At 71.1% G+C, this 20,174-nt stretch carries 18 protein-coding genes; 4 read left to right on the top strand and 14 right to left on the bottom strand.

Annotated features, from left to right (window positions below):
• Window positions 1-33: 33 nt before the first annotated feature.
• The 3 genes from treY to ACIBSV_RS06075 form a co-directional block, all read right to left on the bottom strand.
• A complete protein-coding gene (gene treY, locus ACIBSV_RS06085) occupies window positions 34-2,325 on the bottom strand; it encodes a malto-oligosyltrehalose synthase (RefSeq protein WP_395859768.1) in 2,292 nt (763 codons plus the stop codon).
• 163 nt (window positions 2,326-2,488) lie between these two features.
• Window positions 2,489-4,603, bottom strand: coding sequence for a glycogen debranching protein GlgX (gene glgX / locus ACIBSV_RS06080; RefSeq protein ID WP_395859767.1), 2,115 nt, complete (start codon window positions 4,601-4,603; stop codon window positions 2,489-2,491).
• 165 nt (window positions 4,604-4,768) lie between these two features.
• On the bottom strand, window positions 4,769-4,972 hold the full coding sequence (locus ACIBSV_RS06075; protein WP_395859766.1) for a hypothetical protein: 204 nt from the start codon (window positions 4,970-4,972) through the stop codon (window positions 4,769-4,771).
• 588 nt (window positions 4,973-5,560) lie between these two features.
• Here ACIBSV_RS06075 and ACIBSV_RS06070 point away from each other — a divergent pair.
• Entirely contained in the window at window positions 5,561-6,685 is a 1,125-nt protein-coding gene (locus ACIBSV_RS06070) for an SAV2148 family HEPN domain-containing protein (protein ID WP_395859921.1), read from the top strand.
• A 13-nt stretch (window positions 6,686-6,698) separates the two neighbouring features.
• Here the strand turns inward: ACIBSV_RS06070 and ACIBSV_RS06065 are convergent, their stop codons facing one another.
• The 11 genes from ACIBSV_RS06065 to ACIBSV_RS06015 all read right to left on the bottom strand — a co-directional run bounded on the left by ACIBSV_RS06065 (window position 6,699) and on the right by ACIBSV_RS06015 (window position 16,570).
• Complete coding sequence (locus tag ACIBSV_RS06065) at window positions 6,699-7,586, bottom strand: phosphotransferase enzyme family protein (protein ID WP_395859765.1); 888 nt, start codon at window positions 7,584-7,586, stop codon at window positions 6,699-6,701.
• Window positions 7,587-7,610: 24 nt separating this feature from the next.
• Window positions 7,611-8,348, bottom strand: coding sequence for a sirohydrochlorin chelatase (locus ACIBSV_RS06060; protein ID WP_395859764.1), 738 nt, complete (start codon window positions 8,346-8,348; stop codon window positions 7,611-7,613).
• Window positions 8,349-8,350: 2 nt separating this feature from the next.
• The gene (locus tag ACIBSV_RS06055) at window positions 8,351-9,274 is read right to left on the bottom strand and encodes an ABC transporter permease (RefSeq protein WP_395859763.1); all 924 of its coding nucleotides are present in this window, start codon (window positions 9,272-9,274) and stop codon (window positions 8,351-8,353) included.
• Window positions 9,261-10,058 carry an ABC transporter ATP-binding protein gene (locus ACIBSV_RS06050; protein WP_395859762.1) on the bottom strand — a complete coding sequence of 266 codons (798 nt, stop codon included), beginning with the start codon at window positions 10,056-10,058 and terminating at the stop codon, window positions 9,261-9,263. The genes ACIBSV_RS06055 and ACIBSV_RS06050 overlap by 14 nt, the downstream gene beginning before the upstream one ends.
• An 84-nt stretch (window positions 10,059-10,142) precedes the next feature.
• Window positions 10,143-11,249 (bottom strand): ABC transporter substrate-binding protein, encoded by a 1,107-nt coding sequence (locus ACIBSV_RS06045; RefSeq protein ID WP_395859761.1) that lies wholly within the window; start codon window positions 11,247-11,249, stop codon window positions 10,143-10,145.
• A gap of 162 nt (window positions 11,250-11,411) precedes the next feature.
• On the bottom strand, window positions 11,412-12,758 hold the full coding sequence (locus tag ACIBSV_RS06040) for a sulfate adenylyltransferase subunit 1 (RefSeq protein ID WP_395859760.1): 1,347 nt from the start codon (window positions 12,756-12,758) through the stop codon (window positions 11,412-11,414).
• Window positions 12,759-12,760: 2 nt separating this feature from the next.
• Window positions 12,761-13,687 (bottom strand): sulfate adenylyltransferase subunit CysD, encoded by a 927-nt coding sequence (gene cysD, locus ACIBSV_RS06035; RefSeq protein ID WP_395859759.1) that lies wholly within the window; start codon window positions 13,685-13,687, stop codon window positions 12,761-12,763.
• 55 nt (window positions 13,688-13,742) lie between these two features.
• Window positions 13,743-14,441 carry a phosphoadenylyl-sulfate reductase gene (locus ACIBSV_RS06030; RefSeq protein ID WP_395859758.1) on the bottom strand — a complete coding sequence of 233 codons (699 nt, stop codon included), beginning with the start codon at window positions 14,439-14,441 and terminating at the stop codon, window positions 13,743-13,745.
• On the bottom strand, window positions 14,438-14,659 hold the full coding sequence (locus tag ACIBSV_RS06025) for a hypothetical protein (RefSeq protein ID WP_395859757.1): 222 nt from the start codon (window positions 14,657-14,659) through the stop codon (window positions 14,438-14,440). Before ACIBSV_RS06025 ends, ACIBSV_RS06030 begins: the two co-directional genes overlap by 4 nt.
• Complete coding sequence (locus ACIBSV_RS06020; RefSeq protein ID WP_395859756.1) at window positions 14,656-16,353, bottom strand: nitrite/sulfite reductase; 1,698 nt, start codon at window positions 16,351-16,353, stop codon at window positions 14,656-14,658. The genes ACIBSV_RS06025 and ACIBSV_RS06020 overlap by 4 nt, the downstream gene beginning before the upstream one ends.
• A gap of 133 nt (window positions 16,354-16,486) precedes the next feature.
• The gene (locus ACIBSV_RS06015; protein ID WP_355541009.1) at window positions 16,487-16,570 is read right to left on the bottom strand and encodes a putative leader peptide; all 84 of its coding nucleotides are present in this window, start codon (window positions 16,568-16,570) and stop codon (window positions 16,487-16,489) included.
• 226 nt (window positions 16,571-16,796) lie between these two features.
• Here ACIBSV_RS06015 and ACIBSV_RS06010 point away from each other — a divergent pair, with 226 nt between their 5' ends.
• The 3 genes from ACIBSV_RS06010 to rsgA all read left to right on the top strand — a co-directional run bounded on the left by ACIBSV_RS06010 (window position 16,797) and on the right by rsgA (window position 20,141).
• Window positions 16,797-17,333 carry a hypothetical protein gene (locus tag ACIBSV_RS06010; RefSeq protein WP_395859755.1) on the top strand — a complete coding sequence of 179 codons (537 nt, stop codon included), beginning with the start codon at window positions 16,797-16,799 and terminating at the stop codon, window positions 17,331-17,333.
• 177 nt (window positions 17,334-17,510) lie between these two features.
• Complete coding sequence (locus ACIBSV_RS06005) at window positions 17,511-18,815, top strand: YihY/virulence factor BrkB family protein (protein ID WP_395859754.1); 1,305 nt, start codon at window positions 17,511-17,513, stop codon at window positions 18,813-18,815.
• Window positions 18,816-19,052: 237 nt separating this feature from the next.
• Window positions 19,053-20,141: a ribosome small subunit-dependent GTPase A gene (rsgA, locus tag ACIBSV_RS06000; RefSeq protein ID WP_395859753.1), complete on the top strand. Its 1,089-nt coding sequence runs from the start codon at window positions 19,053-19,055 to the stop codon at window positions 20,139-20,141.
• The last annotated feature ends 33 nt before the right edge of the window (window positions 20,142-20,174 follow it).

The following is a 20,174-nucleotide window of genomic DNA, read 5'->3' as shown; positions in this document are numbered from 1 at the left end:
GGATGCGAACGTGCGTGAGCGGGGGCGGCCGGGTCAGCCGCGGGTGAGCAGGGCCACCGGCAGGTTCTCCAGGATGTGCCGCAGCCGGGCCTGGCCGGTGTACGTGTCGCCGGTGAGCGCGTCGACCCAGCGGCCCGGCGGCAGCGGGAGCAGCGCGCCGCCCCAGCCGCCCTTGGCCGCGAGACCGGCCGGCAGTCGGGTCGCCACGGTGATCGCCTCGCCGCCGCGCACGAACGCGATCGCGTAGTCGGCCTCCTTGCCGCGCGCGAGCAGCGGCTCGTAGGCGCCGGCGAACCAGGTCGGATGCTCGCGCCGCAGCCGCAGCGCGGCCGAGGTGACCTTGAACTTGAGCGCGTCCAGCGGGCCGTGCTCGCGGCCGAAGTCGACCGGGGCCCGGTTGTCCGGGTCGACCAGGGTGTACAGCGCCAGTTCGCCGCCCTGGTAGACGTCCGGCACGCCCGGCATGGTGAGCTGGACCAGCTTGGCACCGAGCGAGACGGTGCGTGCGGGACGGTCCAGGTCGGTGACGAACTCGGCGATGTCGGCGGTGAGTTCCTCGTCCGCCAGGACGGCGCGCACGAACGCCTCGCTCGCCTGTTCGTAGTCGGGGTTCGGGTCGGTCCAGGTGGTGGCCCGGGCCGCCTCGCGCATCGCCTTGCGCAGGTAGGCGACGGCCCGGTCGGGGCTCAGCGGCCACGCGCCGACCAGGGTCTGCCACAGCAGGTAGGTGTCGTAGCCGTCCGGCCCGAAGCGGAACTCGGAGCGGTGCGGCCGGGACCAGTCGTTCCACGTGTGCACCCGCTCGGCCCAGTCCTCGGGCACCTCGGCCAGCACCGTGAGTCGGGCCCGCACGTCCTCGCTGCGCTTGGTGTCGTGGGTGCTCAGCGTGGTCATCGTGGTCGGCGACATCCGCGCGCACGCGGCGTGGAAGCCGGCGATGTCCAGGCCGATCGAGTCCGGTGCGCCGCCGACCTCGTTCAGCGAAGTCAGGCCGTACCAACGGTAGAACGCGCGGTCCTCGACGCCCTTGGCCGCGAGCGCCGTCGCCACCTGGCCGAAGCGGGTGCCGAACTCTCCGTCGGCGAGCGCGAGTTCGGCGATCTCCCGGGCCGCTTCGGAGACCTGCCCGGGGACGCCGGTGAGGGCGCGTGCCATCGCCGCGATCGATTCGGGGCCGCCGCCGGGGTAGGGGCGGTAGGTGGGGAACGCGGCCAGCAGCGGCGGCAGCGCGCGGCCGATGTCACCGGCGCCGGCGATCGGTTCGAGTCGGTCCAGGGCCCGTCGCAGTCGGGCGAACTCGGTGGCAAGCCCACCGTCGAGCACCTCGGCCTTGGCCTCCTGGGCGAGATAGTCGAAGCCCTCACGGACGCCGGTCTGCTCGCGGTGCAGTGCGCGCAGCGGCTCGGCGCCCTCGGGGTCGGTGAACAGGGAGTCCACCCGGCGCAGCGCGTCGTAGCCGGTGGTGCCGTCGCAGGCCCAGTCGGCGGCGAGCCGCTCCTCGTCGGCGAGGATCTTCTCCACCACGATCCACGCGTTCGGCGCGGCGGCGCGCAGCCGGTCCAGGTACGCGCGCGGGTCGGCGAGCCCGTCCGGGTGGTCGATCCGCAGGCCGTGCACCAGGCCCTCGTTGAGCAGCCGCAGGATGGTCTCGTGGGTGGCCGAGAAGACCTCGTCGTCCTCCTGGCGCAGCCCGATCAGGCCCGCGATGGTGAAGAACCGGCGGTAGTTGAGCTCGGTGTCCGCGCGCCGCCAGTGCGCGAGTTCGAAGTGTTGCGCGGCGAGCAGCTCCTCGAGCGCGAGCTTGTCGGTGCCGGCCCGGAGCGGGAACTCGTGGTCGTGGTAGCGCAGCACGTCGCCGTCCACGATCAGCTCGTCGGCGACCTCCTCGACGGGTCCGCCGAGCACGGGCAGCAGGACCCGGCCGTCGTGCCGCGTCCAGTCGATGTCGAACCAGCGGGCGTAGGGCGAGTCCGGCCCGTCCCGCAGGGTCTCCCACAGCGGCCTGTTGAGCGACTCGGGCGTGGGCACCGCCATGTGGTTGGGCACGATGTCCACCACGATGCCCAGGCCGTGCGCGGCGGCCGAGGCGGCGAGCTCGCGCAGGCCGTCCTCGCCGCCCAGGTCGGCGGACACGCGCGAGTGGTCGACGACGTCGTAGCCGTGGGTGGACCCGGGCACCGCCTGCAGGATGGGTGACAGGTGCAGGTGGCTCACCCCGAGCGAGGCGATGTAGGGCACGGCGGCGGCGGCGTCGGCGAACCCGAAGGCGGGTTGCAGTTGCAGCCGGTAGGTGCCGGTGGGGACACGCGAAGGCGACGAGGTCATGCGGACAAGCTTCCCCGGAGGACCACGGGCTACCACCCGCCGGGGTGGTGAAACCTGATCGGACGCGCGTCGGCGGGCTCGGGCGGCGGGGGCGACGCGCCGGCTCGACGAGCCGTGCCCCCGGTCGAGCGCCGGGGGCACCGGTGCGTAGGCGCACGCCCGGTCAGGGCCGTTGCAGCACCACCAGTGAGCGGGCCTCGACCGATTGGCAGGAGCCGCCGTCGACGGTCGCGCGGGTCTTGGGCTCGTGCATCGTGGTCTTGTCGTCGGCGGTGTCGACCACGACCGTCCAGGTCTTGCCCAGGCCGTCGGGGATGGTGAACTCCTCGGCCTCGTGCGAGGCGTTGAACAGGAGCAGGAACGAGTCGTCGGTGATCTTCTGACCGCGCGGGTCGGGCTCGGAGATGGCGTTGCCGTTGAGGAAGACCGCGACGGACTTGGCCGCCGCCGCCCACCAGTCGCCGTCGGACATCTCCTCGCCCGTGGGCGTGAACCACGCGATGTCGGTGAGTTCGTCGTGGGTGCCCTGGACCGACCTGCCGTGGAAGAAGCGCCGGCGCCGGAACACCGGATGCTCTGCCCGCAGCCGGGTCATCATCCGCATGAACTCCAGTTGGTCGGGCTCCTCGCCCTGTGGCCACTTCACCCACGCGAGTTCGTTGTCCTGGCAGTAGACGTTGTTGTTGCCCCGCTGGGTGCGGCCGAACTCGTCGCCGTGCGCGATCATCGGCACGCCCTGGGACAGCAGCACGGTGGCGATGAAGTTGCGCTGCTGGCGGGCCCGCAGCGCGAGCACGTCCGGATCGTCCGTCTCGCCCTCGACGCCGTGGTTCCAGGAGCGGTTGTGGCTCTCGCCGTCCCGGTTGTCCTCACGGTTGGCCGCGTTGTGCTTGTCGTTGTAGGACACCAGGTCGTGCAGCGTGAAGCCGTCGTGGCAGGTGACGAAGTTGATCGAGGCGATCGGCCGCCGGCCGTCGTCCTGGTACAGGTCGGAGGAGCCGGTCAGCCGCGAGCCGAACTCGGCCAGCGTGCGCTCCTCGCCGCGCCAGAAGTCGCGCACGGTATCCCGGTACTTGCCGTTCCACTCGGTCCACAGCGGCGGAAAGTTGCCCACCTGGTAGCCGCCCTCGCCCAGGTCCCACGGCTCGGCGATCAGCTTGACCTGGGACACCACCGGGTCCTGCTGGACCAGGTCGAAGAACGAGGACAGCCGGTCCACCTCGTGGAACTGCCGGGCCAGGGTGGCCGCGAGGTCGAAGCGGAAGCCGTCGACATGCATGTCGGTGACCCAGTAGCGCAGCGAGTCCATGATCAACTGGAGCACGTGCGGACTGCGCATCAGAAGGCTGTTGCCGGTGCCGGTGGTGTCCAGGTAGTAGCGCTTGTCGTCGGCGAGCCGGTAGTAGGAGGCGTTGTCCAGGCCGCGGAAGGACAGTGTGGGACCGAGGTGGTTGCCCTCGGCGGTGTGGTTGTAGACCACGTCGAGGATCACCTCGATGCCCGCCGCGTGCAGCGCCTTGACCATCGAGCGGAACTCCTGCACCTGCTGCCCGCGTTCGCCCGTGGACGAGTAGGCCGCGTGCGGCGCGAAGAAGCCGATCGTGTTGTAGCCCCAGTAGTTGCGCATGCCCAGGTCGGACAGCCGGTGGTCCTGGACGAACTGGTGTACCGGCATCAGCTCGATCGCGGTCACGCCCAGGCTCACCAGGTGCTCGATCACCGCCGGGTGCGCCATGCCCGCGTAGGTGCCGCGAATCTCCTCGGGCAGCCCCGGATGGGTGCGGGTCAGCCCGCGCACGTGCGCCTCGTAGATCACCGTGTCGTGGTACTCGGTGCGTGGCGGCCGGTCGTCACCCCAGTCGAAGTACGGGTTGATCACCACCGAGGCCATCGTGTGCGGCCCGGAGTCGGTGGTGCTCATCAGGTCCGGGTGCTCGAACGAGTAGCCGTACATCGACTCGTGCCAGTGCACCTCGCCGCACATCGCCTTCGCGTACGGGTCGAGCAGCAGCTTGTTCGGGTTGCACCGGGCCCCCGAGGCCGGGGCGAACGGGCCCTGGACGCGGTAGCCGTACCGCTGTCCGGGCTGGATCCCGGGCAGGTAGGCGTGCCGGACGAACGCGTCGGCCTCGCGCAGCTCGACACGCCGCTCGGTGCCGTCTTCGTCGAGAAGGCACAACCAGACGCGTTCGGCGGCCTCCGAGAAGACCGCGAAGTTGGTGCCGGCGCCGTCGTACGTGGCGCCGAGCGGATACGGATGACCGGGCCAGACCTGCATGAGCAACCTGCTTTGTCGCGGATCGTGCTTCGGCAGCTTGCAGTCTCCCGTACCGAACCGGATCCATGTGCGAGATCCGCTCCGGCGTCCCCCGGTCGGGTGGAATTCCGGCCCGGGGCGGTGGTCGTGCGCGCCGTCGACTGCGATCGGTTTCGATCGGAACGATCAGATCCAGTCGAGCAGTTCGGCCGCGAGCATCTCGTCCCGGCACGGCCACGGGCCGCCGCACGAGCATCCGGCCTCGTTGGTGCCCGCGACGGTGGTCCGCCGGTGGTGGGCGAAGATGTCCGCGACCACGTCGCGGTACTTGGCGAAATCGTCCTCGGCGCCGTTTCGTCCCGCCGGGATCCTGCTGTTCGTGGCCAACATGACGACCTCCTGGGTGCCACGGTTCCTGCCGCATGAGACGGACCGTCGATCCGTCCCGGTTGCGTCTCGGAACAGGTGGAGGGAAGACCCTCTCCCGTCCGGCAATTGTTCCGGCACGCCGTCGTGCCGCTGGGCAGAAGTTGCCAGAGCGCGTCGAGTCCCCCCAATCGCCTTACGCCATCCGGGTAATCCGCGCGGCTCCATCACTCGAACGGGGTATCCGACCCGGCCCGCGCGGGCTCCCCGAGGCCCCCGGGTTTCGCTATACGCTCGTTCGGTTCCGGCTCGACGACGAACGGATGGGACGCGATGGCCGATCGGGAGTCCGACTCGCCACCCTCGACGACCGAGAATCCTGTGGAGGGGACGAGTACGACCGGCTTCGGTGACCTGGGCGGCCCGCTGCCGGGCGGCGGCGGTGACACCTTCCCGGATCCGTACGCCCCCTACCCCGACGGCGAGTCCTCGGCCGGGACGGCCGGGCTCACCGACACCGGCTCGTTCGCGATCGACCCGGGAGCGCTGCCCGGCCCCCGGCACGCGATCGTCGACACCGCCGTCCTGGACGGCTCCGGCCCGCCCGACCCGATGCCCGGGATAGACCCCGCGACGCTCACCTGGACCGAGGAGGACTGGGCCGGCGCGCTGCTGCGGGCCCGCCGGGCGGGTCGGGCGTACGTGTACCTGAACCTGATCGAACAGCGGCTGCGCGCGGTGATCGGCGCGGTGCTCATCCCGGTCTACGGCCCCGGCGAACACCCCCACGACGACGGCGCCTGGGTGCTGGCCGCGGCCGGCAACGCGCAGAACGAATGGGTCGAACGCGCCGAGGCGGTACGGGAGATGAGCCGCCGCCGCGGATACATCGTGGACCCGGCCGACGACGAACTGATCGCGTTCCTGACCCTGCCGCAACTGCGCGAGCTGATGGTGCGCAACTGGTGGTGCTTCGAACCGTTCCTGCCCGACCGGCGCAAGCTGGAACGCGCCCTGGAAGAGGTCGAGATCGGCCGGCACATCGTGGCCCGCAACCGGGTGTTGTCGCCGGATGTGCTGGCCCAGGTCGAACGCGCGTGCCTGCGGGTGCTGGCGATGCTGGACGGCCCGCTCGCCGACCGGGGCGACCGCAGGCTGGCGCTGGACGCGGTGGAGGAGCTGTTCGCCGGGCGCTACGCGGACGTGGTCGGGGTCTTCCAGGACCGCTCGGCGCTGCAACGCCGGTTGCCGTTCGCCGACCTGGTGGACGGCGCGCGCGGGATCGACGCGATGGGCGTGTCGCTGAACCTGCTGTGCCAGAACTACTCCGGGCGCGATCTCGCCCGGCTGGGCGCGAGCGGCTGCGAGATGCGGCTGTTGTTCCTGAACCCGGCCGGCGACGCGATGAAGCAGCGGGAGCGGGACGAGGGCATCAAGAAGGGGCTGCTGTCCCGGATGACCACGCTCAACATCCTGCACATGCGCCGGATCCGCTCGAAGCTGCGCGAGCCCAGGCGGATCGAGATCCGGCTGTACGACGAGGCGCCTCGATTCGGCGCCTACCTGGTGGACGGCGACGTCGGCCTGGTCCAGCCGTACCTGCGGCACGCGCGCGGGATCGAGTCGCCCGCCTTCGTGCTGCGCGCCGACGCGGCGGGCGACACGGTGCGCGGGCTCTACCCGTTGTTCCAGGAAGAGTTCGAGCAGCAGTGGGCGGACAGCAAGCGCACCTCGTGAGCGCCCGCGGCGCTCAGAACGCGTGCCAGCGGGCGTCCAGGTCGCCGGTGCGCAGCGTGCGGACCCGGTGGTGGAACTCCTCCTCCGCCGCCGGGTTGCCGGGCACGTGCTGGGCGACCCAGGCGGTGGCGGCCAGTTCGCGGGTGTCGCGCAGCACCGGGTAGCCGGGCCAGTCGGTGACGTCGAAGCCGTACTTCTTCGCGAACCGTCGCTCGGCGCCGTCGGGCAGGCCGTAGCGCACCGCGGACAACGGGGTGGGCACCAGGTCGAACTCGCGCAGGTCGTGGGCGACCGTCTCCCAGTCCAGCAGCAGTGCCCGGCCGCCGTGCACGCCGACGTTGCGCAGCAGCGCGTCGCCGTGGATCAGGCCGCGCGGCAGCGTCGGGGTCAGCTCGCGGCAGGCCGCCTGAAGCGCGTCGCGGCGGGCCAGCAGAAAGCGGCGATCCTCCAACCCCACCGCGGCGTCCGCGGAGTCCAGCCAGGTCTCCACGAGCGCGAGCGGCTCCCGGGCGGGCAGCGCGAACGGCGGCGCGGGCAGCGCGTGCAGCTTCTTGAGCAGTTTGGCCAGGTCGACGATGTCCGGCTCGCGCTCGGCCGGCGAGAGCAATTGCCAGAAGGTGACCGGACGGCCGTCGATCGACACCGGCTGCGGGTCGACGCCCGCCGCCGGTCGCACCGCGGGGAAGTCCTGTTCGGCGAGCCAGCACGCGACCGCGATCTCGCGGCGGGCCCGCTCGGCCATGTGCGCCCCGCGCGCGACCCGGACCACCAGGCCCGGACCGGGCAGCGCGAACACCGCGTTCTCGCCGAAGGCGAGCAACGTGGCGCCGGCGGACGGCACTCCGACCTTCGCGCACGCGCGTACGAGTACCGAACGTTCGCCGGCCACCGAGTCGATCACGCCGGTGATGGTACCGGTCTCGGGTCAGGCGGAGAGCCGGGATCGCGACGGCAGCGCCGCGTCGTAGCGGTCGAGCACCAGACGGGCGATCTCGTCGGTGTCCGCGACCGGCTCGGTGATCGGGTCGGCGCCCGCCGCCGCGGCCTGCTCGCGGATCCGGTCAGGCAGGATGCCCGGCGCCAGCATGCAGGACGCGACGACGATCCGCTCGGCGCCCAGAGCGCGCAGATCGGCGACCGCGGCGCCGATCGTGGAGCCCTGGTGGACGGAGGCGAACGCGGGGACCACGGCGCACCAACCGGTGCGCCGCCACTCCCGCGCGACGATGGTGATCACCGCGTTCGCCTCCGGGTCGGTGGAACCGGCGGTGGCCAGGACGACGCCGTAGCGGCCGTCGCCCGGCCGTACCCCGGCCTCGCGCATGCGCAGGTCCAGGGCGGCCAGCAGGAGCGGAGAGGGGGCCAGTGTGGCCGCCTGACGCACGGTCAGGCGGGTGTGTCGCAGTACGTCGGGCACGTCCTGCTTGGCGTGGAACGCCGGGGTGAACAGCAGCGGCACCGCGACCACCGCGTCCGCGCCGGCGTCGGCCAGTTCGTCCAGGCGCTCGGGTACCCGCGGGCCGCAGTGGTCCAGGTAGCCGATCTCCACCCGCAACCCCGGCCGCAGCGCGCGAACGCGTCCGGCCAGGGCGGCCATCGCCTCGGCGTGCCGAGGGTCGCGGCTGCCGTGCGCGACGGCCAGGAGCGGGGGAGCGGGGCGCATGACTACTTCCCCGCGACCAGGCCGCGCTGGCGCAGCACGAGGCGTTCGATGGGGGTGAAGACCAGCATCTCGATGCCGATGCCCACGATCAGGATCATGAACACCGCCGTCAACATCATCGGCATGTCGCCCAGGTCTCGTCCCTGGTCCATCAATTGGCCCAGCCCCGAGCCCAGTTCGGGCCCTGCGGCGATCAGCTCCGCGGCCATCAGCGAGCGCCACGAGAAGGCCCAGCCCTGCTTGAGACCGGCCACGTAGCCGGGCAGTGACGCGGGCAGCATGACGTGCCACACGCTGTTGAGGCCGCGCGCGCCGAGCACCCGGCCCGCGCGCAGGTACAGCGGCGGGATCTGATCGATCCCGGCCACCAGGCCGTTCGCGATCGAGGGCACCGCCCCGAGCAGCACGACCGCGTAGATGGCGCTGTTGTTCAGTCCGAACCAGATCACCGCCGGCGGCACCCACGCCACCGAGGGCAGCGACTGGAGACCGGAGAGGATCGGGCCGATCGCGGCCCGGATCCAGCTCACCCGGGCCACGATCAGGCCCAGCGGGGTGCCGATCGCGACCGCGATCAAAAAGCCCAGGATGCCCCGGGACAGGCTCGTCCACAGGATGTCGAAGACGGTGCCCTTCTTCCACTGCACCATGAACGCGTCCCACACGTCCTGCGGGCTGGGCAGCGCGTAGCGGGGCTTGATCTCCATCGAGTAGGCGATCTGCCAGGCGGCCAACACCAGCAGGATCGCCAGGATCGGCGGGAGCACCTTCTCCAGCAGGACGCGGGAGAACGGCTTGCGCTCCTTCTCGTAGCTCTCCAGCGCGTCCAGACCGGCCTCGAGCCCGGCCAGGTCCTCCTCGACATGGGCCTTGCCGGCGTCGGCCTCGATCTCGGGGACGGACTTCGTCAGATCAGGCGCGGCCATGGCGGCGGATCTCCCCTCGCAACTCGTCGGTGATCTCCACGGACAGCTCGGACACGCCGGTGGACTCGATCCGGCGCGGCTGTGGAATGTCGATCTTCCACTCCCGGGCGATCCGACCCGGGCGCGAGGACATCAGCACGACCCGCTGGGCGAGTCGCACCGCCTCGCGGACGTTGTGCGTCACGAACACCACCGAGCGGCCGGTCTCCGCCCAGATCCGGGTCAGCTCGTCGTGCAGCACGTCGCGGGTGATCGCGTCCAGCGCGGCGAACGGCTCGTCCATCAGCAGCAGATCGCCGGCCTGCGCGAGCGCGCGGGCCAGCGCCACCCGCTGGCGCATGCCGCCGGACAACTCGTGCACGCGCTTCTTGTGCGCGCCGCCGAGCCGGACCAGCTCCAGCAGCGCGTCGGTCTCGGCGCGCCGCTGGTCGCGGGGGACCCCGCGCAGTTTCAGGGCCAGCTCGATGTTCTTGCCCGCGGTCAGCCACGGGAACAGCGCGTGGTCCTGGAACATCAGCGCGGGGCGGTCGCCGGAGACCTCGATGGTGCCCGAGGTGGGCCGGTCCAGGTCGGCGATCAGGTTGAGCAGGGTGGACTTCCCGCAGCCCGACGCGCCCAGGAGGCAGACGAACTCGCCCGGGGCGACGGTCAGGTCGATGCCGTCCAGGACGGGCGTGCCGCCGCCTCGGCCGAAGATCTTGGTGACCTGGTCAAGGCGGACCGCGAAGCCGGTCTCGACAGGGGTCGTGGCCTTGGTCGTGGCCTCGCTGATGGTCTGGGTCATGTCCGGATCACCTCTCTCGGTGGGCGCGTCGGGCGGGGAAGGGCTCGGTCGGGCACGGTCGCCCGGGTCGAAGCGGCGCGAACGCTACTTCTTCGGGCCCAGGCCCCCGTCGGAGACCGCGGGCTTGCCGCTCGCGGTCAGGACCTTGTTCAACAGAGTGAGGTCATAGATGCCGTGGATGTCGAGCTTCTTGGTCACACCGACCGCGACGCCGTCGTCGGAGAGCTTTTGCAGCGAGGCCGCGAGCGGGTCGTTGGTGATCGAGATGTTCGGCCAGGCCGTGTCGAGCACATTCTGCGCGAGCGGCTTGCCGGCGTACTCGGCGATCTTCGCGTTGACCGCGGTCTTGGCCTTGTCCTGGTTGCTCGCGGCCCAGTCGTTCGCCGCGACCTGGCCCTTGAGCAGCGCCTCGATGGTGTCCGGGTGCTCCTTGAGGAACTTGGTGGACACGATCAGGTCGGTGGTGACGAACTTGCCGTCGGGCCACAGCGTGCGCTCGTCCACCAGGACCTTGGCGTTGGCCTCCAGCACCAGCCGGGTGGCCCACGGCTCGGGCAGCCAGGCGCCGTCCAGGTCGCCCTTCTGGAACGCGGCCAGGGTCTGCGCGTTGTCGGTCGGCACGACGCTGACGTCGCCCTTGCCGGAGGTGTCCACGCTGTAGCCGGCCTTGGTCAGCCACGCACGCAGCGCGACGTCCTGGGTGCCGCCGAGCTGCGGCGAGGCGATCTTCTTGCCCTTGAGGTCGGCCGGCCCGTTGATGCCGGGCTTGACCACCAGCGACGCGCCGCCGGAGGTGGCGCCCGCCACGATCCGCAACAACTCGCCGTTGGTGCTGGTGAAGCCGGAGATGGACGGGTTCGGTCCGATGTACGTCGCGTCGATCGAGCCGCCCTTGAGCGCCTCGATCGCGGCCGGTCCGGCGTTGAACACCTGCGGCTTGATCTCGGTGCTCCCCAGCTCCTTGGCGAAGAAGCCCTCGTTCAGACCGATCAGCGGCGTCGCGTGGGTGACGTTGGCGAAGAAGCCCAGGCGGATCTGCGAGGCCGAGGTGCCCGCCTTCGCGCCACCGGATGCCGGCGCCGCGCCCGCGGCCGGCGTGTTCTTCTTGTCGTCCTTCTTGTCCTCGCCGTAGCCGCACGCGGACATCGCGAGCAGCGGCAAAAGGAGGGCGGCGGTGAAGCCGGTACGCATCGATCTACGACGGTTTGTCCTGAAAACGGACATGCGGGGACCTTCCCTCGGGCCCGCGCCGTTGTGCGCGGGCCGGGACGACGTGTGTGGTGGACGGCGGCGGACGATGTCTGGGTACAACTGACGGAGCGTCAAAAGCGGGTGGTCACACCCGCGATCGAGTCAGCCGTGACATCGACCCGGCGCGGGGAACGCGGCGCCGGCCATGCCGGCGGTGAGCGTCGAGCCGTCGGCCTCGTCGATCAACAGGAAGGATCCGGTACGGCGACCGACGGCGTAGTCGTCGAGCGCGAGCGGCTGCGCCGTGCGCAGGACGACCCGCGCGATGTCGTTGGCGCGCAGTTCGGTCAGGTGGCGCTCGTGGCCCAGCACGCCGTCGATGGGGGCGTTCAGGTCCAGGCGGTAGGCGATGTCCTTGACGATCGCCTTGACCGTGCGCGTGGTGTGCTTGAGCAGGACCCGGTCGCCGGCCCGCAGCGGGCGGTCGGCGACGTGGCACACGGTGGCCTCGACGTCCTGGGTGGGCCGCGGCGCCGAGTCCACCGGCGCGATCAGGTCGCCGCGCGAGATGTCCACGTCGTCGGCCAGCCGCAGGGTGATCGACTCGCCCTGCCGGGCCTGGCGCACCGAGACACCGAGCCGGTCGATGCCCGCGACCGAGGTGCGCTGTCCGGACGGCAGCACCACGACCTCGTCGCCCTCGCGGAACACCCCGGAGGCGACCTGGCCGGCATAGCCGCGGTAGTCGCGGTACTCGTCGTCCGACTGCGGCCGCAGCACGTACTGCACCGGAAAGCGCGCCGGTTCCAGCGTCGGGTCGCTCTCCACCGGCACCGTCTCCAGGTACTCCAGCAGGGTCGGCCCGGAGAACCAGTCCATGTGCGAGCTGGGGTCCACCACGTTGTCGCCGCGCAGCGCGGAGACCGGGATCGAGCGCACGTCGGGCACACCGAGCGCCTCGGCGTACTCGGTGAACGTGTTCGCGACCTCGGCGAAACGCTCCTCGCTGTAGTCGACCAGGTCCATCTTGTTCACCGCGAGCACCACGTGCGGCACCCGCAGCAGCGCCGCGACGGCCGCGTGCCGGCGGGTCTGCTCGACCACGCCGTTGCGCGCGTCCACCAGCACCACGGCAAGCTCCGCGGTGGAGGCGCCGGTGACCATGTTGCGCGTGTACTGCACGTGGCCCGGTGTGTCGGCGAGGATGAACCGGCGCCTGGCGGTGGCGAAGTAGCGGTAGGCGACGTCGATGGTGATGCCCTGCTCGCGCTCGGCCCGCAGCCCGTCGGTGAGCAGCGCGAGGTCGGCCTCCTCCTGGCCGCGCTCGTTGCTGACCCGGGTGACCGCCTCCAACTGGTCGGTGAGCACCGACTTGGAGTCGTGCAGGAGCCGACCCACCAGGGTGGACTTGCCGTCGTCGACGGAGCCGGCGGTGGCCAGCCGGAGCAGACCCACGCGCTCGTCCGCGGACGGCGCGGCGTCCGGCGAAATCTCGGATGTCCCACTCATGGCTAGAAGTACCCCTCGCGCTTGCGGTCTTCCATCGCGGCCTCGGACATCTTGTCGTCCGCGCGCGTGGCCCCCCGTTCGGTCAGCCTGCTCACCGCGATCTCGGCGATCACGTCCGCCACCGTCGTGGCGGGGGAGTCGACGGCGCCGGTGCAGCTCATGTCGCCGACCGTGCGGTAGCGCACCACGCGCCGCACCGTCTCCTCGTCGGCCTTCGGCCCGCCCCACTCGCCGGGCGAGAGCCACATCCCGTTGCGCTCGAAGACGTCCCGCTCGTGCGAGAAGTAGATCCGCGGCAGCGCGATCTTCTCCCGCTCGATGTACTGCCACACGTCCAGCTCGGTCCAGTTCGAGATCGGGAACACCCGCACGTGCTCGCCCACGCGGTGCCGGCCGTTGTAGAGCTGCCACAGCTCGGGCCGCTGCCGGCGCGGGTCCCACGCGCCGAACTCGTCGCGCAGCGAGAACACCCGCTCCTTGGCCCGGGCCTTCTCCTCGTCGCGCCGACCGCCGCCGAACACCGCGTCGAAGCGGTTGGACTCGATCGCGTCCAGGAGCGGCACGGTCTGCAACGGGTTGCGGGTGCCGTCCGGGCGCTCGCGCAACCGGCCGTTGTCGATGAACTCCTGCACGCTCGCCACGTGCAGCCGCAGGTTGTGCTCGGCCACCACGCGGTCGCGATACTCGATGACCTCGGGGAAGTTGTGCCCGGTATCGACATGAAGGAGCGCGAAGGGGACCGGCGCGGGCCAAAAGGCCTTGCGCGCCAGGTGCAGCATCACGATCGAGTCCTTGCCGCCGGAGAACAGGATCACCGGCTTCTCGAACTCGCCCGCGACCTCGCGGAAGATGTGCACGGACTCGGCTTCCAACGCGTCCAGGTGGGTCAGGGCCCCGGGTGCGGTGCCCTTGTCGATCGTCGTGGTCACGCCAACCCCTCCTTCGTCTTCGTCGAGCACGGTGCCGTGGTGCGTATCGGGCCGGTCATGTGTGGATCCCACACTCGGTCTTGCCGTTGCCGGCCCATCGTCCGGCACGGGCGTCCTCGCCGGGCGCCACCCGGCGGGTGCACGGCGCGCAGCCGATCGAGGCGTACCCGTCCATCAGGAGCGGGTTGGTCAGTACGCCGTGCTCGGCCACGTAGGCGTCCACGTCGTCCTGTGTCCAGCGGGCGATCGGGGCGACCTTGACCTTGCGCCTGCGCGCGTCCCAGGACACGACCGGGGTGTTCGCCCGGCTCGGCGAGTCGTCCCGGCGCAGTCCGGTGGCCCACGCGCGGTAGTTCGTCAGCGACCGCTCCAGCGGCGCCACCTTGCGCATCGCGCAACACGCGTCGGGATCACGATCGTGCAGCGCGGCGCCGTACTTCTCGTCCTGCTGGACGACGGTCAGCTCCGGGTGCACGGTGATCACGTTGACGTCGTAGATCGCGGCGACCGCGTCGCGGGTGCCGATGGTCTCGGGGAAGTGGTAGCCGGTGTCCAGGAAGACCACGTCCACGCCCGGCGCCACCTTCGAGGCGAGGTGCGCGACCACGGCGTCCTCCATCGAGGACGTCACGCACCAGGTCGGGCCGAACAGCTCGTGCGTCCAGGCCAGGATCTCCGACGCGCCGGCGTCCTCGAGTTCGAGGCCGGCGCGAGTGGCGAGTGCCTCGAGATCGGTGGTCTCGGTGACGGTCATCGGGCCTCCTCCTGTGTGATCGACCGGTCGTGCTCTGCGGTGCCGTGCTTCTGCGGGAAGACCAAACCCAGGAACTTCAGCGAGAACGCCCGCCGGCAGGCCGAGCACAGCCAGGTGCCGTGTCCCTCCTCGTGCGGACGAAGGTCCTCGTCGCCGCAGAAGGGGCAGTAGAACGGGACGGCCCGCTGACCCGGCTCGGCGCCGCCGGCGGCGCTCACGACAGGTCCGCGTCGGCCGCGCGCACGGCCCACTGGGCGAAGCGCTCGCCCTCGGTGCGCTGCTCCTGGAAGCGGCGCAGCACGCGTTCGATGTAGTCGGCCAGGCCCGCCGAGGTCACCTTGAGGCCGCGGATCTTGCGCCCGAAGCCGGGGTCCAGGCCGAGCCCGCCGCCCAGGTGCACCTGGTAGCCCTCGACCTGCTCGCCGTCGTCGTCGAGCACCAACTGGCCCTTGAGGCCGATGTCGGCCACCTGGATCCGGGCGCACGCGTTCGGGCAACCGTTGATGTTGATCGTGATCGGCTGGTCGAACTCCGGCAGCCGCTGCTCGAGTTCGTCGATCAGCCGGATCCCGCGACCCTTGGTCTCCACGATCGCCAGCTTGCAGAACTCGATGCCGGTGCAGGCCATCGTGCCGCGCCGGAACGGGCTCGGGTCCACCCGCAGACCGAGCGCCTCCAGACCCTCCTTGAGCGAGGCGACCTTGTCCTCGGTGACGTCCAGGATGAGCATCTTCTGCTCGACCGTGGTGCGCACCCGGTCCGAGCCGTGCCGCTCGGCGAGGTCGGCGATCTTGCCGAGCGTCGCGCCGTCGACCCGGCCCACGCGCGGGGCGAAGCCCACGTAGAAGCCGCCGCCCTTTTGCGGACGCACGCCGACGTGGTCGCGCCACACCTGCGCGGGCGCCTCGGGCGCGGGGCCGTCGACCAGCTTGCGGCCCAGGTATTCGTTCTCCAGCACCTCGCGGAAGCGCTCCGGCCCCCAGTCGGCGACCAGGAACTTCAGCCGCGCGCGGTTGCGCAGCCGGCGGTAGCCGTAGTCGCGGAAGATCGAGATGACGCCTTCCCAGACCTGCGGCACCTCCGCCAGCGGCACCCAGGTGCCCAGGCGGACCGCGAGCTTGGGGTTGGTGGACAGCCCGCCGCCGACCCACACGTCGAAACCGGGGCCGAACTCGGGGTGCACGACGCCGACGAAGGAGATGTCGTTGATCTCGTGCGCGACGTCCAGCAGCGGCGATCCGGAGATCGCGGTCTTGAACTTGCGCGGCAGGTTCGAGTACTCGGGCTTGCCGATGTACAGCCGGTTGATCTCGTCGATGGCCCAGGTGCCGTCGATGATCTCTTCCTCGGCGACGCCGGCCACCGGCGAGCCGAGCACCACGCGCGGGGTGTCGCCGCAGGCCTCGGTGGTGGACAGGCCGACGCCCTCCAGGATCCGCCAGATCTCCGGGACGTCCTCGATCCGGATCCAGTGGAACTGCACGTTCTGCCGGTCGGTGACGTCCGCGGTGCCACGCGCGAACCGCTCGGAGACCTCGGCGATGGCCCGCAACTGGGCCAGGTTCAGCCGGCCGCCGTCCACCCGCACGCGCAGCATGAAGTACTCGTCGTCGAGCTCGTGCGGTTCGAGCACGCCGGTCTTGCCGCCGTCGATCCCGGGCTTGCGCTGGGTGTACAGGCCCCACCAACGCATCCGGCCGCGCAGGTCGTTGGGGTCGATCGAGGAGAAGCCGCGATGGGCGTAGACATTCTCGATGCGCGCGCGCACATTGAGACCGTCGTCGTCCTTCTTGAACTGCTCGTTCCCGTTGAGTGGCTCGTGATGGCCGAGGGCCCACTGACCCTCGCCGCGATGGCGAGCGGTCTTGCGGGCGCGGGGACCGCTGCCGGCGGTGTCGGTAGTGGCGGCCATGGGGAGCGTCCTCCGGGCGGATCGGTGGGGGACGCGCAGGGGAGCATCCGGCCGCACCCTCGCCGGACCGGCCGTGAGAGTCGAGGTGCCGGTGCGACCGCGCGCCCGGCAGACAGGTGCTACGGGCGGGTCGTCAGACCGGCGAACAGACGGCGCTGGACATGCGTCCGAGGTCGACGTGGAGTCGACCTACGAGAGCAATACCGGCGCGTGACATGTCGCAAAGATTGACATGGAGCCAGAAAGCCGTCCATCACTGTCCGGGATGCGAACGCCCATCTCACATATCGAACACGCATGCCCACATTATGAGATGAGATGATCTTCCCCGCCGGTCGCGGCATGGATCGTCGCCGCGGTTGGTTACGGTACGGGTGGTCGGATGCCGTTTCCCCCGAACGGTACGCGGCCCACGCACCACAGTGGACGAGGAGCTGATGGGTATGCCAGGCGAGGTTCTGGGCGCGCCCCGGCGCAGAACGCGCTCCGTATGCGTTCCCGTATCTACCGCGGGATCCGCCTCCGAGCGGCCGGAGCCGCGTCGCGAGGAAGCGGTCGAGACACTGCGGTACGCCCTCAACGGATTCCTCTCCGCGATCCGTGCCGATCGTGCCGGGCAGGTCGGTCCGGTCGACGCCGATGCCGACGGTACCCGGTATCGGCTGCTCGCCGCGCTCGCCGACGAACTCGACCTGGACAACGAGCGGCTGGCCCGGGTGCTCGGCCTGCCGGTGCCCGCCGTGCGCGACCTGTTGGACGTGCACGGACGCGAGGGTCTGGTCGAGGCGGTGCGCGCCGGGCGCGGCCGGGGCGGCTCGGTGGCCCGGCTCACCCCGGCCGGACGGCGCGAGTTGTACCGGCTCGACACGTTGTTCCGGGAGAGTTGGGAGAGCGCCTTCGCGGACCTGCCGGCCGAGGAACTGCGCACCGCGGCGCGGGTGCTCAGCAGGCTTTCCGGGGTGCTCGTGCCCACTCGCTGACCAGCGCGGACCACCTGATGAACGGGGTGTGGAGGGCGGCCGAACGGGGGGTGGATCCACCCGGTCGGCGACTTGGCGAATGGCGGGCCCCCGGCCGGATACCTTAAAGGGGTGGCAGCGGACTACCAACAACGACCTCGCCTGCGAGGGGCCGGTCGCATCCGGTTGCGGAGCGCATTGTGGCGGATACTCCGCGAGACGGTGATCTCCTGCTTCAACCACCGGGTCACCGGCCTGGCCGCCGAGGCCGGGTTCTTCATGCTGCTCTCGCTGCCCCCGCTGCTGCTCGGGCTCGCCGGCACCGTCGGCTACCTGCACGGCATGATCGGCGGCAGCACGGTCAACGACCTCAAGGCGGACATCGTCAAGGCCGCCGGGTCGGTGCTCTCCAGCAAGAGCACCGAGCAGGTGGTGGTCCCACTGGTCAACGACGTCTTCGACTCCGGGCGCGCCGACATCATCTCGGCCGGCTTCCTGATCGCCCTGTGGTCCGGCTCGCGCGCGCTCAACGTCTACGTCGACACCATCACGATCATGTACGGCCTGTCCGGCAAGCGCGGCATCGTACGCACCCGACTGCTGTCCTTCACGCTGTACGTGGTCGGCCTGCTGCTCGGGATGTTCCTGATCCCGCTCCTGGTGGCCGGTCCCGAGTTGGTGGTCAAGGCCTTCCCGCACTTCGCCGGGACCGTGCACATCCTGTACTGGCCGGTCCTGGTGGTGCTCTCGGTCTGCTTCCTGACCTCGCTCTACCACGTGTCGGTGCCGGTACGGACGCCGTGGCGCGAGGACATACCCGGTGCGCTGGTCGCCCTGCTCCTGTGCATCCTCGGCAGCTTCCTGCTGCGCGTGTACCTCGCCACCACCATCGACGGCCCCACCGTCTACGGCTCGCTCGCCGCCCCGGTCGCGGTCATGGTGTGGATGTACTTCGCGGCGATGGCCGTGCTGATCGGCGCGGCCGTCAACGCCGCGATCGACCAGGTCTGGCCCAGCCAGGAGACCGCGCAGGCGCGCGCCGAGCGGGACAAGGAGAAGGCCGCCGAGGAGATCGCCGCGGCCATGGAGCACCTGCGCTCGGGCCGGCACCGGGGCAACCCCGGCGACTGGACACCCACCTCGGACGAGCACGACGAGATGGAGGACACCGTCATCCACGGCGAACTCCCCGACATCGCCGAGCCGCCGTCCGAGTTCCCCGAGCGCTGGGCCATCCACGCGCGCGACGCCAAGCGCGGCGACGCGGGCACGGTCAACGGTCGGGCCAACGGCAGCCGCCGGGCCGGCGAAGTGCCCACCCGGATGCCGTCCCGACCGCCTCGACCGCCCGGTCCGCCGCCCACCAACGGCCAGCCGCCGAGCCTGCACATGCCCGCCGGGCAGGAGTTGCCGGGCCTGCCGCTGGACGACACGGCGTGGCCGCCGCGGCCGACCCGCCCCGTGGCGGGCGAGCAGGAACACGCTCGACGCGACCGGCCGTGATGGCCTAGGCTTTCCCGAGTGGTCCGCTGGGGCCACGTGGTACCCGAGAGCGCGCGACCCGAGGTCGCACACAACAGGTGGGAGGTGGATGTCGTGACCACGACCTTGATGACGGTCGCCCGGATGGGCTGGACCTCATTCCCCCTCTCCATCTCTCGGGTTCGCACCGCGTAGCCGCACCGGGTCGTTCCGGGTGGCGCGCAGGTCGGCGGATCCGCCCCTCGAAGGGCCACCGGCTTGTCTTCCCAGCAGCACCGCATTTCCCGCAACACCTCTTCCGTCGCGACCTCCGACGTGCTCGCCGCCTACGGCTGGGACGCGGACCGCGACATCGAATTCGCTCCCTACCTGACCCACGGCCTCGTCCCCGGGCGGATCGCCCGCGTGGACCGCTCGCTGTGCGAGGTGGTCACCGCCGACGGCACCGTGCGGGCCGCGCACGGCGGTGGTGAACTGCCGTGCACCGGCGACTGGGCCGCGCTGGAGTTTCCCGACGACGGCCGCGAGGCGTTCGTCGCCGCGCTGCTGGAGCGCCGGACCGCACTGGTGCGCTCGCAGGCGTCCGGGCGCTCGGCGGGTCAGGTCCTGGCGGTCAACGTCGACCTGATCGGCGCCGTCGTCCCGCTGGACGTGCCGCCGGATCTCGGCCGGCTGGAGCGGTTGCTCACGCTCGCGTGGGAGAGCGGCGCCCGGCCGCTGGTCATCCTCACCAAGGCCGACCTCGCGGCCGACGCCGACGACCTGCGCACCGACGTCGAGTCGGTGGCGATGGGCGTGGACGTCGTGGTCGCCAGCGCGCTCACCGGCGAGGGCCTGGACGTGCTTCAGGCTTACACCGCCGGGCAGAGCGTCGCGCTGATCGGCACCTCCGGCGCGGGCAAGTCCACGCTCACCAACGCGCTCGCGGGCGCCGAGGTGACCTCGGTCCAGGAGGTGCGCGGCGACGGCAAGGGCCGGCACACCACCACCTGGCGCGAGTTGGTCCCGCTGCCGAACGGCGGCGTGCTGGTGGACACCCCGGGCATGCGCGGCGTCGGCATGTACGACGTCGGCGAGGGTCTGGACCGCACCTTCGCGGACATCGACGCCCTGGTCCGGGACTGTCGCTTCGCCGACTGCACGCACGACAGCGAACCCGGCTGCGCGGTGCTCGCCGCGATCGAGGCGGGCGAACTGCCGCAGCGCCGCCTGGACAGCTACCGCAAGCTGCTCCGGGAGGCACGCTGGATCGCCTCGCGCGAGGACCATCGCATCCGCGCCGAGCGGGCCCGTGAGTGGAAGCTGATCCACAAGGAGATGCGCCGCTCGCCGTCGCCGAAGAAGTGACGCCGGGTCGGGGGGCGGACTCGGTCCGCCCCC

The organism is Embleya sp. NPDC050154 (assembly GCF_044460165.1).
Taxonomy (GTDB): domain Bacteria; phylum Actinomycetota; class Actinomycetes; order Streptomycetales; family Streptomycetaceae; genus Embleya.
The sequence above is the reverse complement of the archived record's forward strand: the minus strand, read 5'-3'. Positions and strand labels throughout refer to the sequence as shown.

What these genes read in the sequence shown, in the direction of transcription:
- treY (WP_395859768.1), bottom strand. Translation starts at nt 2,325, where the DNA reads ATGACCTCGTCGCCTTCGCGTGTCCCCACCGGCACCTACCGGCTGCAA.
- glgX (WP_395859767.1), bottom strand. Translation starts at nt 4,603, where the DNA reads ATGCAGGTCTGGCCCGGTCATCCGTATCCGCTCGGCGCCACGTACGAC.
- ACIBSV_RS06075 (WP_395859766.1), bottom strand. Translation starts at nt 4,972, where the DNA reads ATGTTGGCCACGAACAGCAGGATCCCGGCGGGACGAAACGGCGCCGAG.
- ACIBSV_RS06070 (WP_395859921.1), top strand. Translation starts at nt 5,561, where the DNA reads ATGCCCGGGATAGACCCCGCGACGCTCACCTGGACCGAGGAGGACTGG.
- ACIBSV_RS06060 (WP_395859764.1), bottom strand. Translation starts at nt 8,348, where the DNA reads ATGCGCCCCGCTCCCCCGCTCCTGGCCGTCGCGCACGGCAGCCGCGAC.
- ACIBSV_RS06055 (WP_395859763.1), bottom strand. Translation starts at nt 9,274, where the DNA reads ATGGCCGCGCCTGATCTGACGAAGTCCGTCCCCGAGATCGAGGCCGAC.
- ACIBSV_RS06050 (WP_395859762.1), bottom strand. Translation starts at nt 10,058, where the DNA reads ATGACCCAGACCATCAGCGAGGCCACGACCAAGGCCACGACCCCTGTC.
- ACIBSV_RS06045 (WP_395859761.1), bottom strand. Translation starts at nt 11,249, where the DNA reads ATGCGTACCGGCTTCACCGCCGCCCTCCTTTTGCCGCTGCTCGCGATG.
- ACIBSV_RS06040 (WP_395859760.1), bottom strand. Translation starts at nt 12,758, where the DNA reads ATGAGTGGGACATCCGAGATTTCGCCGGACGCCGCGCCGTCCGCGGAC.
- ACIBSV_RS06030 (WP_395859758.1), bottom strand. Translation starts at nt 14,441, where the DNA reads ATGACCGTCACCGAGACCACCGATCTCGAGGCACTCGCCACTCGCGCC.
- ACIBSV_RS06020 (WP_395859756.1), bottom strand. Translation starts at nt 16,353, where the DNA reads ATGGCCGCCACTACCGACACCGCCGGCAGCGGTCCCCGCGCCCGCAAG.
- ACIBSV_RS06015 (WP_355541009.1), bottom strand. Translation starts at nt 16,570, where the DNA reads ATGTCACGCGCCGGTATTGCTCTCGTAGGTCGACTCCACGTCGACCTC.
- ACIBSV_RS06010 (WP_395859755.1), top strand. Translation starts at nt 16,797, where the DNA reads ATGCCAGGCGAGGTTCTGGGCGCGCCCCGGCGCAGAACGCGCTCCGTA.